The following is a 14648-nucleotide window of genomic DNA, read 5'->3' on the forward strand; positions in this document are numbered from 1 at the left end:
CCTACTGGATCCCAACGAACCCGACGGCGTCGTACGCCGCCTTCAAGATGGGCGCGGCAATGTCGCGCGCTCGCCCCGCACCCAGAGCCATCAGGCGCTCCAGTTCGGCCGGATCGTCCAGCAGTTCACGGGTGCGCGTGGCGATCGGTTCAAATTCGCCGACAACGGCGTCGGCGACATCGCCCTTCAGTGCGCCGTATCCCTTGCCGTCGTAATCAGCGACCAGCGACTCGGGATCGCGTCCGGTCACCGCGCCGAGGATCGACAGCAGGTTCGTCACGCCCGGCTGATTCGCCCGATCGAACCGAACGACACCTTCGTTATCGGTCACAGCGGATTTGATCCGCTTGCTGATCTGTTTCGGGTCATCCAGGACATTGATCATCCCGCCGTCCGTCTGCGCTGACTTGCTCATCTTGCCAGTGGGGTTCTGCAGGTCGACGAACTTCGCGGTGGCCTTCTGAATCAGCGGCTCGGGCACGATAAACGTCTTCTTGAAGCGAGTGTTGAATCGCTGGGCGAGGTCGCGCGTCAGTTCGAGGTGTTGGCGTTGGTCCTCGCCTACCGGGACGCCGGTCGCGCGATACAGCAGGATGTCCGCGGCCATCAGAACCGGGTAAGTAAACAGGCCAACCGAGGTGTGGTCGGTGCCTTCCTTGCCCGACTTGTCTTTGAACTGCGTCATTCGACCCGCTTCACCGAACCCGGTGATGCACTGCAGCACCCACGCCAACTGCGTGTGCTCGGGAACGTGCGACTGCACGAACAACACTGACTTCTGCGGATCCACGCCCATCGCAATCAACTGTGCGTAGCTCACGAGGGTACGGCGACGAAGCTGCTTGGGGTCCTGTTGCGCCTCAACGGTGATCGAGTGCAGATCGACCACCGCGTAGACCGTCTCAACGCCAGAGTTCTGGATCCGCACCCAATGTTTCAGCGCGCCGAAGTAATTGCCGAGATGAAACGAGTCGGCGGTCGGCTGAATACCGGAGAAGACGCGCTGGAAGCTCACGAGTAGCCCTTCGGAGGAGATCTTGATGCGTCGTTCATCATCCCACGCTGCTCATCCGGCTTGGTCGCCGTCCCGGGAGGCGAGCATCAGTGGCTCAGATCACTACCGACAGGTAACCTGAGGCGAAACGGAGGTGGCTGATGTCCCTGCCCACGCGCGCCGAACTAAGTGCCAAAGCCAAGTTCCTGTCCCAGCTCTATCTGACCCGCGGGTACCTGCACTACGCGGCTCGGGTGCGTGGCGATGCGTTCGCGAAGGCATCCGTTTTCCCCTGGCACACCGACCCCTATCCGCAGTACGAGCGACTTCGCGCCCAAGGCCCCTTAACCAAGGGGGTAATCAAAGGCGTATTCACCACGGTCGATCACGCGCTGTGTAAACAGGTGCTCACCCGACGCGATTTCGGCGTCGCCGGTCGCGATGACCAAGACGCGTTAGACCGTCAGGGAGACATCTCGCTACTGCAGCTTGATCCACCGGACCACACCCGCATCCGACGCGTCGCTGCCCCGGCGTTCACCCCGCGACGGATGGCACTGTACGAGCAGCGCATCGAAGCCCTCATGCATGAACTCGCCGACGAGGCCGTACGCGCCGACAGGTTCGATCTGAAGAAACTGATCGCCGCACCATTGCCCATTTCAGTGATCAGCCAACTGCTCGGTGTCGACGATATCGACAACGACGCGTTCACTCGGTACGGCAACATCCTCGGCGGCCTGCTGGATGGCCCACAGTCGCTGCGCCATATGCGCGAGGCCAACGAGGCGCGCAGCGCCTTACGAGAAATGTTCGTCCCGCTGATCGAACAGCGGCGCGTCGACCCCCGCGAGGACATGCTCAGCACCCTCGCGCAGCACGAGGGTGAGGCGATCTCGGCCGACGAGATGATCCCGCTGTGCAACCTGCTGCTGATCGCGGGATTCGAGACCACCGTCAACCTGATCGGTAACGCGATTCACCAGCTGATGCGACACCGCGATCAATGGCGCCGATTGGTCGACGACCCGTCGCTGGCGGCCGGCGCTATCGAGGAGACATTGCGCTACGACCCACCCGTGCAGATGACCTCGCGGATTTACCAAGGAGACGAGCCGACCGAGATCGGCGGCATGATGCTGCGTCCGGGAGGGGTCATCATCCCGGTACTAGCCGGCGCCGGGCGAGACCCGCAGGTGTTCACCGACCCACAGCGATACGACATCACCCGCCAAGACGCATCCGGACACCTCGCCTTCTCGGCCGGGATCCACTACTGCGTGGGCGCGCCGTTGGCCAAACTTGAAGCAACCGTCGCGCTGCGGGTGATCGCCGAGCGGATGCCGGACCTCCATCTCGACGGCAAGGTCGAGATCCGCGAGACCCGGGTTATCCGCGGCGTACGCAGCCTGCCCGTGCGGGTCACTGCTGATGTGGCTGCCGCGCGTCCCGCTGCCTGAGGCCTGGCGCGAGGGCACAGATCCAATACAGAAACCAGCATTTCCGACGCACCACCGGTGGCGGGCGGCGGGCCGATTGAGCCCGCTCGCCCCATAGATCGAGCGCTCAATATGTGGAATAGTTCGCCTTAGTTAACAATCCTGGCCAACGCTATTCGCGTAGCGGTCATCTACAGGGAGATTTTCATGGCTGAGTTTGATCTCGTCATACGAGGCGGGACAGTAATCGACGGCTCCGGCTCCGACGGTTTCAGCGCGGACGTCGCCGTCGCAAACGGGAAGGTCGCCGAGGTCGGCAAGGTGCGCGGCTCCGGCACCCGCGAAGTCGAGGCCGCCGGCGCGGTCGTCGCACCCGGCTTCGTCGATATCCACACCCACTTCGATGGACAAGCCACCTGGGACAACTACTTGCAGCCCACCTCCTGGCACGGCGTTACCACCGCCATCATGGGCAACTGCGGGGTCGGCTTCGCACCTGCGATCCCCGACGACCACCAGCGGCTGATCAAGTTGATGGAGGGCGTCGAGGACATTCCTGGAGTCGCGCTCACCGAGGGACTGTCCTGGGATTGGCAGACCTTCCCCGAGTTCCTGGACGCGCTCGAGCGAATCCCGCACGATGTCGACTTCGCGACGCAGGTTCCGCACGCCGCACTGCGCGTGCGCGCGATGGGTACCCGCGCATCCGCCTTGGAGATCGCGACGGCCGAAGAAGTCTCGATGATGGCCAAGCTCGCCGCCGAGGCCATTGAGGCCGGCGCGCTGGGCTTCTCCACTTCACGCACGCTCAACCACAAGAGCAGCGACGGCGAACTGACCCCGTCGTACCGCGCGGGCGTCGACGAACTCGTCGCGATCGCGAAGGCGATCGGCGAGACTGGTACCGGCGTACTGCAGCTGGTCTCCGATCTACCGATCAAGGACCAGAGCGAGTTCGAATTGGTCACGCGGATGCTCGAGGCGTCCGGCCGTCCGATGTCGCTCTCACTCGCACAGGGTGGCCCGAACCCAGACCGCTACAAGGGCATCCTGCAGTTCATCACAGACATGAACGAGGCCGGCCACACCCTGCGTGGGCAGGCCGGCGCCCGTGCGATCGGCATCATTCTGGGCCTGGAATGCACGCTGCACCCGTTCATGATGAACCCGGTCTTCAAGGCCGAACTCGCGCACCTGCCCATCGCCGAGCAGGCCAAGCGGATGTCCGATCCGGCGATGAAGTCGCGGATACTGGGTGCGCAAACCGATGAGAAAGACAAGAACATCATCGGCGGCGAGTTGATCGACTTCTACTCGCACATGGTCTACCTGGCCGACCCGCCGGACTACGAGCCCGACCTGTCGACGCAGTCGTTGCTGAACCGGTCCGCCACCGAGAACCGCACGCCCGAGGACATCGCCTACGACATCATGGTTGAGGACGAGGGCAAGGGGAAGCTGTACGCTCCACTGCTGAACTACGGTCACGGCAACCTGAACGCCGTCCGCGAAATGCTAGTGCACCCGCACACCGTCCCCGGCCTGTCGGACGGCGGCGCGCACGTCGGCACCATTTGCGACGGCAGCTTCCCGACCACGCTGCTGCAGTACTGGGCCCGCGATCGCGAGCACGGCAAGATCCCGCTGCCCTTCGTGATCAACCGTCAGGCCAGGGCCACCGCCGAGGCCGTCGGGCTCCTCGATCGCGGACTGCTGCAGCCGGGCTACAAGGCAGACATCAACATCATCGATATGGATGAGCTGCACCTGTACCGCCCGACCGTCAGCTTCGACCTCCCGGCAGGCGGACGTCGTCTGCTGCAGCGCGTCGATGGTTACAAGCACACGTTCCTGAACGGCATCGAGATTTACCACGACGGCGAGGCCACCGGCGAACTTCCCGGCAAGCTTGTCCGCGGCGAACAGAGCGTCTAACCGCACGACTGCACAAAGCGCCCTTGGCCACACGGCCAAGGGCGCTTCGTTCTGACGTATCGAATGAATCCCCGCGGCGCCGACTACTCGCGCCACCGGATACCCGCGGCGCGAGTGACCCCGTGGCGCCGGTTACCCCGCGCCGCCCTTACCCCGTGCGCCGGTTACCCCTCAGCGCCGAGGGCCGCCAACAGGGCGTCGTTCTCGGCGGGGGTGCCGATCGTGATGCGGATACCTTCGCCGGCGAACGGGCGCCCCATGATTCCCGCCGCCATCAACTGGTCCGCGATCTGCTCTGTCCGCTCACGAGCACTGATCCACACGAAGTTGGCGTGACTGTGCGGCACCGCGTACCCGGCCGTGCGCAACGCCGAGCCCACCCGTTCACGTTCGCGGGATGCCTCATCGACACGCACCTTGAGCTCGTCGGCTGCGGCCAACGACGCCAGTGCCGCGATCTGCGCGATGGAGGAGACCGCGAACGGCATCATCGTCTTACGCACCACCGCGGCAACCGTTGGATCCTCCGAAATCAAGTAGCCAACTCGCAGCCCAGCTAGGCCGTACGCCTTCGAGAACGTGCGCAATACACACACGTTCTGCCGCCCGCGCATCAATTCGACGCCGTCCGGCACATCGTCGTCGGTGATGTACTCGCCGTACGCCTCATCGAGCACGATCAGCACGTCGGCCGGCACCGCATCGATGAACCGCACGAGTTCATCGCGGCGTACCGCTGTACCGGTCGGGTTGTTGGGGTTGCACACGATCACGACGCGAGTGCGCTCGCCGATAGCCGCCAGCATCGCGTCCAGATCGTGCGTCTCCTCGCGCAGTGGCACCGGGACCAGCCTCGCGCCGACGACCTGGGCCACTAGCGGATAGGCCTCGAAGGAGCGCCAGCCAACGACGACCTCGTCTGCCGGATCACAGAAGGCGTGCATGATCTGCTCCAGCAGCGTCACCGAGCCGCAACCGAACGCGACCTGCTCCGCAGCGACACCTACCTTCTCCGCCAGTACCGCCCTCAACTCGGTCACGCCTGTGTCGGGGTACCGATTGATTCCCTGGGCGGCCTCGGCGATCGCCTCGATCACCGAGGGCAGCGGCGGATGCGGATTCTCGTTGGAGGCCAACTTGATCGGCGCCGACTTGCCCGGCTGGTACGCCGCGAGCTCGATGATGGACTGCCGAGCACGCACGCTCATTCTTCGCCTCCGTATGGAATCTGGCCCGTTACGTTTGCGGCTCACGCTTCAATCGAGTCGTCGTCCGGATCGATCTTGCGCACCGCGGTCACATGCAATCTAGCGGCCCGTCGCCCATCGAGTGCGGTCACGGTCAGGGTGCCGGTATGCCGCAGGGTTTCGAAGTCGACTCGATCGCCGAGTTCGGGGACCCTCCCCAATAGGGCCATCACGTACCCGCCCATGGATTCGTACGGCCCCTCGGGGAGTTCGACCGCCGTTATATCGGTGAACTCGGAGAGATTCGTACCGCCGTCGATTTCGAACACCCCGCTCGCCAGGCGCTCGGAGGCCGAGTCTTCCTCGTCGTACTCGTCGCGGATATCGCCGATGATCTCCTCGATCAAATCCTCGAGTGTGACGATCCCGTCGGTGCCGCCGTACTCGTCAACAACGATCGCGAGATGGAAGCTGCCGCGGCGCATGTCCGACATGGATTCGAGTACGGCCTTCGAACCCGGTAGGTACAGCACCTCGCGCGCGACGTCGGCCACCGTCTTCGAGCGGTCTCGCGGGTCGGAGAACATCAGATCGCGGATGTGCACGAACCCGATGATGTCGTCTTGGCCACCGGGACCCGTCACCGGATAGCGGGAATGCGGTGCGTCCTTGGCGTCGTGTAGTGCCTTACTGACCGTCTGCGCACCGTCGAGGAACTCAGCTTGTCCACGCGGCAGCATCACCTCGCGGATGGCGCGTGAGCTGGCGTCGAGTACCTCACCGATCAGTTGGCGTTCATCGCGGGTCAGCGACTCGCTCGAGGCGACGATCCCCCGCAGTTCGTCGCCGGTGATCTCCTCCTTGGCCGCGTTGGTATCGCCACCGAGGAGGCGTACGACGATGTTCGTCGACTTGCCGAGCAGCCAGATCACCGGTCGAAACACGTTCGCTAGGCGATCCAGGCTTGGCGCGAGCGCCATCGCGATCCCCTCGCTGCGTTGCAACGCAAGGCGTTTCGGGGTGAGTTCGCCAAGCACCAGCGAGATATAGGCGACGCCCAGCGTGACCAGGATCAGCGCGAGGATGTTGGCGAACGATTCCGAGAGGCCCCAGTCAATGAGGACCGGCGACAGGTACTGCCCCAGCCGCTCCGCGCCGACCGCCGCAGATAGGAATCCCAGGACGGTCACGCCGACCTGAACGACGGCGAGAAACCGGTTCGGGTCATCTAGTAGTCGCTTGAGGCGCCGCCCACGCTTACCGCCTGACGTCGCGAGTCGTTCCACCTGACTGGACCGCAGACTCACCAACGCAATCTCAGCGGCCACGAAAATCGAAGCAAGCAGCGTGATCCCGATGACGATCAGGATGTCGACGAGCACGTATGACCTTCCTCTAGCGGAAACTTCACCCTACCCGCCGACGTAGCGCCGTACGACGCTGCGAGCGCGTCGGCCCGCGCGGACGACAGCGGCCGCCGCCCCGTAAGGGACGGCGGCCGTAGTGCGATCTAGTGTGACCTACTTGTTCGGGTAGTCACGCTGCGTCGCGCCGGTGTACACCTGGCGCGGGCGGCCGATCTTGGTCTTCGGGTCACTGATCATCTCGCGCCACTGCGCGATCCAGCCCGGCAGGCGGCCGAGTGCGAACAGCACCGTGAACATCTCGGTCGGGAAGCCCATGGCCTTGTAGATCAGACCGGTGTAGAAGTCGACGTTCGGGTAGAGCTTGCGCTCGATGAAGTAGTCGTCGGCGAGCGCGATCTCTTCCAGACCCATGGCCAAATCGAGCAGCGGATCCGGCTTGTTCATCGTCTCGAGTACGTCGCGCACGTCCTTCTTGACGATCGCTGCGCGCGGATCGTAGTTCTTGTAGACGCGGTGCCCGAAGCCCATGAGCTTCACGCCGTCTTCTTTGTTCTTGACCTTGTTCATGAACTCTTTCGGGTCCATGCCGTTGTCGCGAATCTCTTCGAGCATTTCCAGGACGGCCTGGTTCGCACCACCGTGCAGGGGCCCGAACAATGCGTTCACGCCCGCGGAGATCGAGGCGAACATGTTCGCGTTCGACGAACCCACCAGGCGCACGGTCGACGTCGAGCAGTTCTGCTCATGATCGGCGTGCAGGATGAACAGGCGGTCCAGCACCTTCGAGACGGTCGGGTCCACCTGGAACTGCTCCGCCGGCACGCCGAACGTCATCCGCAGGAAGTTCTCGACGTACGACAGCGAGTTGTCCGGGTACAGCAGCGGCTGACCCAGCGACTGCTTGTGCGCGTACGACGCGATGGTCGGCAACTTGGCCATCAGCCGAATCGTCGAGATGTGGACCTGCTCGGCGTCAAACGGATCCAGCGAGTCCTGGTAGAAGGTCGACAACGCCGAGACACCGGCGGAGAGCACGGCCATCGGGTGCGCATCGCGCGGGAAGCTCTCGAAGAAACGAGTCATTTCCTCGTGCAGCATCGTGTGACGAGTGATCGAGTCGGTGAACTCGGCCAGCTGATCGCTGGTGGGCAGCTCTCCGTAGATCAGCAGGTACGAGACCTCGAGGAAGGTCGACTTCTCGGCCAACTGGTCGATGGGGTACCCGCGGTAGCGCAGGATTCCGGCGTCACCGTCGATGTAGGTGACCGCCGATTCACACGACGCGGTGTTGACGAAGCCGACGTCCAGGCCGACCTTGCCGGTGGTGCTCAGCAGCTTCGAGACGTCGATCCCGTCCGAGCCCTCGGTGGCCTTGATCGTGCCGAGGTCAAGCTCGCCTTCAGGGTGCTTGAGCGAGTAGTCAGTCATGAATTCACCAATCTAAGAGACATACTCTGATCGCAATGGCTGCGCAGCTGTGGCTCCCGCAGACATCCAGCGTTCAATGTATGCCCGCCCAGCAAGGATTTCCTTACCGACCCCAACATTTCCGGAAATCTCAAACTTTGAGACACAATCTCGCCGGTTGGGCAACATTTGGGTCACGATTCGCCGGTTCCCTCGTGTTCGCCGGCTCCCTCTCGTGCCCGTTGTGGGTCCGGGCATATGCGACGATCGTGGCATGACTTCCAGAAGCATCCGCGGCGGCGGCGATTGCAGTATCAATCTCGTAGAGGCCGGCCCGCAGGACGGCCCGCTCATCCTAGGGATCCACGGTATCGGTCAGTCCCATCTCGCTTTCGAACCGCTGCTTCAGGCGGCCGACGTACGCGGTTGGCGCGTCGCAGCGCTGGACATGCGCGGGCACGGTGATTCCGACAAACCGCACAACGCATACGGCGACAGCGCACTCTGGGCGGACGATGTAAAAGCGGCATTGGGGGCTGCGGGCGCCAACCCCGATCGCCGGGCCGTAGTACTCGCCTGGTCGTACGGCGGCGCCGTCATCACCGACTATCTCGCGGCGTACGGCGGTGACCTGGTGCGCGCCGTGGTGAGTCTCGGCGCGACCGACAAATTAGGTGCGCCGGTGGGGCCGTACATCACGCCACAGTTCGGCGCGATGGGTAAGGCGATCATGACCGACGACACCGGTGAGGTGGCCGAGCAACTGCTGGACATGTGCGCCGCCGGGCCATTGAATCCCGAGTTTCGCAGCCGGTTACTCGCCGGTGCGCTCAAATGCCCCGCGCACGTCCGCAACGGGATGTTCCGCCGCACCGTGAACAACGATGAAGCCGTTGCGGCGTATCAAGGCGTGTGGCTGGCCACGCACGGCGATCAGGACCAAATGTTCGCGCCGGAGCTGTCCCAGCATCTCGCTGACCTCGCCCCGAACGGCAGTTACAAGCAGTACGCCGGCTGCGGTCATATGCCGCTGTGGGACGTCACCGACGAGTTCCTCACGGACCTGGCCACGATCGTCTAGCCGCGCTGCTGGCCTGCCACTCGACGCAACCAACCTCCCAACGCAAAGCAACCGCCTGACGCACCGCAACCTCCCTACGCACCGCAACCTCCTGACGGTTCGAATGTGAGTCTGTGTATCCATACGGCACATGAATTCACATCCGAACCGGCCGACGAGTTATCCACAGGCTCACCATGGCCACTGGCGCAACGGTTCGGGATGCTCTTGACTGCCGAACGTGAGCGCGATTCCCGACCACCTGAGTCGCCTGCTTGCCGAGCAACAGAATGTCGTGACCGCGGCCCAACTCTCGGCCGTCGGCATGCCGCGTAGCCGCCTGCGCTGGCTGGTTCACTCGGGCAATTGGCAACGCATGGCGAGTGGCGTCTACTACTGCGGCCGCGGTACAGCGCCGTGGCTATCGACGGCATGGGCGGCGAGCCTCATCGGCGGACCGGGCAGTGTCATCGGCGGCACCGCAGCGGCGCACATGCACGGCTTACAGCCCAAGCCGCCGGCCGAGATTCGCGTATTCACCGGACAACAGCGGCAGGTGAAGTCCCGGGACGGCGTACGGTTCGTGCGGTCAGTTCTGTCACGTAGGACCCAAACAGTCGCCGACCTGCGGTGTACTACCGTGCCCGAGACGATCCTTGACTGCGCGAGTGAACTGCCCGGCGAGGAACTGGAGGCACTCATCGGGCGCGCGTTCGGACGACGACTGTGTAATCGGCGCGCGCTCCACGACGCGCTGTCGCAACGTCGCGGCATCGAACACCGTCAGTTGCTGGCGGCCGCATCGGCGGACGCCGAAGCAGGCGCGCACAGCCTGTTCGAGATGATCTATCTACGAAAGGTCGAACGAGCCCACTCTCTGCGTGGCCCCGAACGCCAATTCCGGGTGGGGCCGGCTCGTGCATGGGTTGACGTGCACTACGTGCAGTACCGCGTCATCATCGAACTGGACGGGCAAGCCTTCCACGAAGGCGCACCGTTTCGCGATCGCACGCGAGACAATCGCAATTCGCACCTCGGCGCCGTCACGCTGCGTTTCGGGTGGGCCGACGTGATCGAATCCCCCTGCGAAGTGGCTCGCGATGTCACTCAGGCGCTTTCGGCACGCGGCTGGGAACCGGCAGCGCTGCGCGCCTGCGGACCGGCCTGCACGCTTAGTCGGACTCGATTGTGAGTTTTGGTCTCATATGGGCACCGGAACTCACACGCGAGACGTGCGGCGTACAAACGAGGACGGCGGCAACCTAGAGGCGCTGGGCGCGTAATGCGCTGCGGCGGGACTTGCCCGCATCATCGCGCAGCGGCGCGTCGGTCACCTCGATGGTGCGGGGCCGTTTGTGCGGTGAAAGCCGCGCGGCCAGGAAGCGGTGTACGTCGTCGAGGTCCAGGTCCGCGCCCTGCACGATCGCGTGGATCCGGTTGCCGTACTCCTCATCAGGCAGCCCGATCACCGCCGACGACGAGATGGCCGGGTACGCCTCCAACGCCGCCTCGATTTCGGCCGGGAACACATTCACCCCGCCGATCAGGATCATGTCGGTCTTGCGGTCGTGTAGGTACAGGAATCCATCGGCGTCGAAGTGACCGATATCGCCCAACGACTCCCACACCAGGCCGTCGCCGCGGTCGAGTTGCTTCGCGTCCGCTCCCAGATAACGGTACGTCTCGTCTCGGTCCTCGGTGCGTCGCATCCACAACTCGCCTTCGGCGCCGACCGGCACCTGCGCGCCGGACTCGTCCAGGGCGAGGATCTCACCGGCGACCACCGGCCCCACCGAACCGTAGTGGCTCAGCCAGTCGGCCCCACCAATCACGGTCATTGCCTGGCCTTCGGTGCCGGCGTACAACTCCATGATCGGTTCCGGACCGAACCACTCGATCCAGTGCTGCTTCAGCCACGGCGGGCAGGGCGCACCCATGTGCCACACCGTGGCGATGCTGGAGATGTCGTACGACGACTTCACGTCATCGGGCAGGTTCCACATCCGATGCATCATGATCGGTACGACGTACAGCATCGTGCAGCGGTACTTCTCGATGTTCGCCAGCACCTGTTCGGCCTCGAACCGCTGCATCAGCACGGCGTGCCCGCCGCGCGCCAACGTCTGGAACATGATCATGTGCGGAGCGTTGTGGTGCATCGGCGCGGACACTAGCGACACAGTGTCGGAGAAGATCCGAAACACGTCCAGCGTGGTCGCGTCCAACGCGGCCGGCCCTCCCGCGAGGATCACCTTCGGTCGTCCTGTCGAGCCGCCGGAAGTAGGCGCCTTCAACGACGGCGACAGTACGACGGGGAGTTCCCCCTCGTATGACGCACCCTCTTCGGCGAGGCGATCCACGCTCACCATCTCCACATCGAAACTCGCGGCGAGCGCGTCGTCACCGACGACGAGGGCCGGGTCGGCGACCTCCAGGATCGCGGTGAATTCCGGCGCTGCGAGCTTCTGGGATAGCGGCTGCGGTACGGCACCGACGCGCCAGGTCGCGACATCGGCGACGACGAAATCCACGCCGTTCCACAGTGCGATGCTGACCAGATCACCGATTCGGACGCCGCGTGCGAGCATGCCTCGCGCGACGAGTTCAGCGCGGTGCCACAGTTGCGCCCAGGTCAACGATTCGCCCGTCGTCGCGTCAGTCACGGCCGGGAAGTCTCCGCGCTCACTCGCATAACGCGCGAAGGCTTCGACGAGCCACTCGGGCTGTTCGGACTGTGCGACGTCGTTAGTCATGCCACGTTTCTAGCAGACGCACCGGGACCCTTCGCGCACGTCACTTACGCATCACAGACCACGACCGCCTCGCACCTGGTTCTTCGGTGCGAGGCGGTCGATGGGTGCGAGTTGTTACAGCGCGTCGATGATGGCGTTCAGCGTGGCCGAGGGCCGCATTGCCGCCGACGCCTTCGCGTCGTCCGGGCGGTAGTAGCCGCCGAGGTCAACGGGCTGTCCCTGGGCGCCGATCAGTTCAGCGTTGATCTTCTCTTCGTTGTCGGCGAGCTCGGCGGCAACCCTGCCGAAACGAGCAGCGAGCTCGGCATCGGCGGACTGCTCAGCGAGCGCCTGCGCCCAGTACATCGCCAGGTAGTAGTGCGAGCCGCGGTTGTCAATCGAACCCAGCTTGCGGGCGGGAGACTTGTTCTCGTCCAGGAACTTCGCGATCGCGGTATCGAGGGCGTCGGCCAGGACCTGCGCCTTGGCGTTATCGAAGTGACTGGCCACGTGCTCGAGCGACGCGCCGAGCGCCGAGAATTCGCCGAGCGAATCCCAACGCAGGTAGTCCTCCTTGACGAACTGCTGCACGTGCTTGGGGGCCGAACCACCCGCGCCGGTCTCGAACAAACCACCGCCGGCGAGCAGCGGAACGATCGACAGCATCTTCGCCGAGGTGCCCAGTTCCAGAATCGGGAACAGGTCGGTGAGGTAATCGCGCAGCACGTTTCCGGTGACCGAGATGGTGTCCTCGCCCTTACGGATGCGCTCTAGGCAGTACTTCATCGCCTCAACAGGGTTCTTGATGACGATCTCAAGCCCGTCGGTGTCGTGATCCGCCAGGTACGTCTTGACCTTCGCGATCACGTTCGCATCGTGGGCGCGGTTCTCGTCCAGGTAGAAGCATGCCGGTGCGCCGGTCGCGCGAGCGCGTGTGACGGCGAGCTTGACCCAGTCCTGAACGGGGATGTCCTTCACGCGGGACATCCGCCAGATGTCCCCCACCCCAACCTCGCTGCTGATCAGCACATCGCCCGCCGAGTTGGTGACCGTGACTGTGCCAGCCTCCTCGAGGATGAAGGTGGTCGGGTGCGAGCCGTACTCCTCGGCCTTCTGCGCCATCAGGCCGACGTTCGGTACCGACCCCATCGTGGCCGGATCGAGTGCGCCGTTGGCCTTGCAGTCGTCGAACACGGCGCGGTACATCGGGCCGTAGCAGCGGTCCGGGATCATCGCGAGCGTCTCGGCCTGAGCGTCATCGGCGTTCCACATCTGGCCGGAGTCACGGACGACCACCGGCATGGACGCGTCGATGATGATGTCGCTGGGCACGTGCAGGTTGGTGATGCCCTTGCTGGAGTCGACCATCGCCAGGGCGGGACGCTCGGCGTACACGGCCTGAATGTCGGCCTCGATCTCGGCCTTCTTCTCCGCCGGCAACTTCTGCAGGCGGGCTTCGAGATCACCGAGACCGTACTTCGCGTCCACAGCCAGTTCGGCGAACGTCGCAGCGTGCTTGGTGAACACAGGCTCGAAGAATGCCTCGACCGCGTAGCCGAACATGACCGGATCGGACACCTTCATCATGGTGGCCTTCAGGTGCAGTGAAAGCAGCAGGCCTTCGTCCTTGGCCCGAGCGATCTGCGCTGCGTAGAACGCCTTCAGCGCGGCGGCACTCATGAAGGTGCCGTCGACGATCTCGCCGGCGTCGACCTTGACCTTGGCCAGTTCGTTTCCGTTCAGCGCGATGGTGAGTTCATCGGCGGTGTCCACCACGATCGACTGCTCGTTGCCATAGAAGTCGCCGTCCGTCATCGTCGCGACGTCCGCCTTGATGTCGGCGTTCCAGGCACCGAGGCGGTGCGGGTACTTCTTGGCGAAGTTCTTCACCGACAGCGGCGCTCGACGGTCGGAGTTGCCTTCGCGCAGCACCGGGTTCACGGCCGAACCAAGCACCTTCGCGTACTTGGCGTTGATGTCCTTCTCGTCCTGGGTCTTCGGGCTCTCCGGGTAGTCCGGGATGTCGAACCCCTGGCCCTGCAACTCGGCGATAGCGGATTTCAGCTGGGGGACGGACGCCGACACGTTCGGCAACTTGATGATGTTTGCCTCGGGGGTCTTTGCCAGTTCTCCGAGGTTGGCGAGATTGTCATCGACCCGCTGCTCTGCGCTGAGACGGTCTTCGAACTGGGCCAAGATGCGGCCCGCGAGGGAGATGTCGCTGGTGGTGACCTCGACGCCGGTTCCCTGGGTGAACGCCTGAACGATCGGCAGCAACGAGTATGTCGCTAGCGCCGGCGCCTCGTCGATCTTGGTCCACACAATCTTCGATGTGCTCAAAGCTCTCTCCTCGAGTGCAGGTTTGGTATTCGCCGTTTGCGTCTGTCTGGCGCGCCGCGGGGCGCAACTGTGCGGTGCGCCTGCGCACCACGTCGCCGTTCATCATTTCACCCGCTCGGCATCGTTCCCGAGGGGTGTCCGCATCCTCACTAGATCTCTGCGGCGTCCGAGCCAGGGTTGGCAATTC

Annotated in this window: 10 protein-coding genes; 4 read left to right on the plus strand and 6 right to left on the minus strand. The window is 64.0% G+C overall.

Going from position 1 to position 14648, the window contains the following annotated elements; genetic code table 11:
• Position 1 precedes the first annotated feature (1 nt).
• Positions 2-1015 carry a tryptophan--tRNA ligase gene (trpS, locus tag E1H16_RS05655; protein ID WP_208378872.1) on the minus strand — a complete coding sequence of 338 codons (1014 nt, stop codon included), beginning with the start codon at positions 1013-1015 and terminating at the stop codon, positions 2-4.
• Positions 1016-1155: 140 nt separating this feature from the next.
• Here trpS and E1H16_RS05660 point away from each other — a divergent pair, with 140 nt between their 5' ends.
• Together E1H16_RS05660 and E1H16_RS05665 are read left to right on the plus strand one after the other, a co-directional pair.
• A complete protein-coding gene (locus E1H16_RS05660; protein ID WP_134322715.1) occupies positions 1156-2454 on the plus strand; it encodes a cytochrome P450 in 1299 nt (432 codons plus the stop codon).
• A 186-nt stretch (positions 2455-2640) separates the two neighbouring features.
• Positions 2641-4368 (plus strand): N-acyl-D-amino-acid deacylase family protein, encoded by a 1728-nt coding sequence (locus E1H16_RS05665; RefSeq protein WP_134322716.1) that lies wholly within the window; start codon positions 2641-2643, stop codon positions 4366-4368.
• 164 nt (positions 4369-4532) lie between these two features.
• Here the strand turns inward: E1H16_RS05665 and hisC are convergent, their stop codons facing one another.
• The 3 genes from hisC to E1H16_RS05680 all read right to left on the minus strand — a co-directional run bounded on the left by hisC (position 4533) and on the right by E1H16_RS05680 (position 8350).
• On the minus strand, positions 4533-5576 hold the full coding sequence (hisC, locus tag E1H16_RS05670; RefSeq protein WP_134322717.1) for a histidinol-phosphate transaminase: 1044 nt from the start codon (positions 5574-5576) through the stop codon (positions 4533-4535).
• A gap of 41 nt (positions 5577-5617) precedes the next feature.
• Entirely contained in the window at positions 5618-6937 is a 1320-nt protein-coding gene (locus E1H16_RS05675) for a hemolysin family protein (RefSeq protein WP_134322718.1), read from the minus strand.
• Between the two features lie 138 nt (positions 6938-7075).
• Positions 7076-8350 (minus strand): citrate synthase, encoded by a 1275-nt coding sequence (locus E1H16_RS05680; RefSeq protein ID WP_134322719.1) that lies wholly within the window; start codon positions 8348-8350, stop codon positions 7076-7078.
• Between the two features lie 253 nt (positions 8351-8603).
• Between E1H16_RS05680 and E1H16_RS05685 the strand changes: the two genes are divergently transcribed.
• Positions 8604-9410 (plus strand): alpha/beta fold hydrolase, encoded by an 807-nt coding sequence (locus tag E1H16_RS05685; RefSeq protein WP_166741637.1) that lies wholly within the window; start codon positions 8604-8606, stop codon positions 9408-9410.
• A 220-nt stretch (positions 9411-9630) separates the two neighbouring features.
• Positions 9631-10581: a type IV toxin-antitoxin system AbiEi family antitoxin domain-containing protein gene (locus E1H16_RS05690; RefSeq protein ID WP_134322721.1), complete on the plus strand. Its 951-nt coding sequence runs from the start codon at positions 9631-9633 to the stop codon at positions 10579-10581.
• 70 nt (positions 10582-10651) lie between these two features.
• On the opposite strand, the gene E1H16_RS05695 is transcribed toward E1H16_RS05690, so the two are convergent.
• The gene (locus E1H16_RS05695) at positions 10652-12142 is read right to left on the minus strand and encodes an AMP-binding protein (RefSeq protein WP_134322722.1); all 1491 of its coding nucleotides are present in this window, start codon (positions 12140-12142) and stop codon (positions 10652-10654) included.
• 114 nt (positions 12143-12256) lie between these two features.
• Complete coding sequence (locus tag E1H16_RS05700) at positions 12257-14461, minus strand: NADP-dependent isocitrate dehydrogenase (protein WP_134322723.1); 2205 nt, start codon at positions 14459-14461, stop codon at positions 12257-12259.
• Between the last annotated feature and the right edge of the window lie 187 nt (positions 14462-14648).

It is taken from the genome of Cumulibacter soli, assembly GCF_004382795.1.
Taxonomy (GTDB): Bacteria; Actinomycetota; Actinomycetes; order Mycobacteriales; family Antricoccaceae; genus Cumulibacter; species Cumulibacter soli.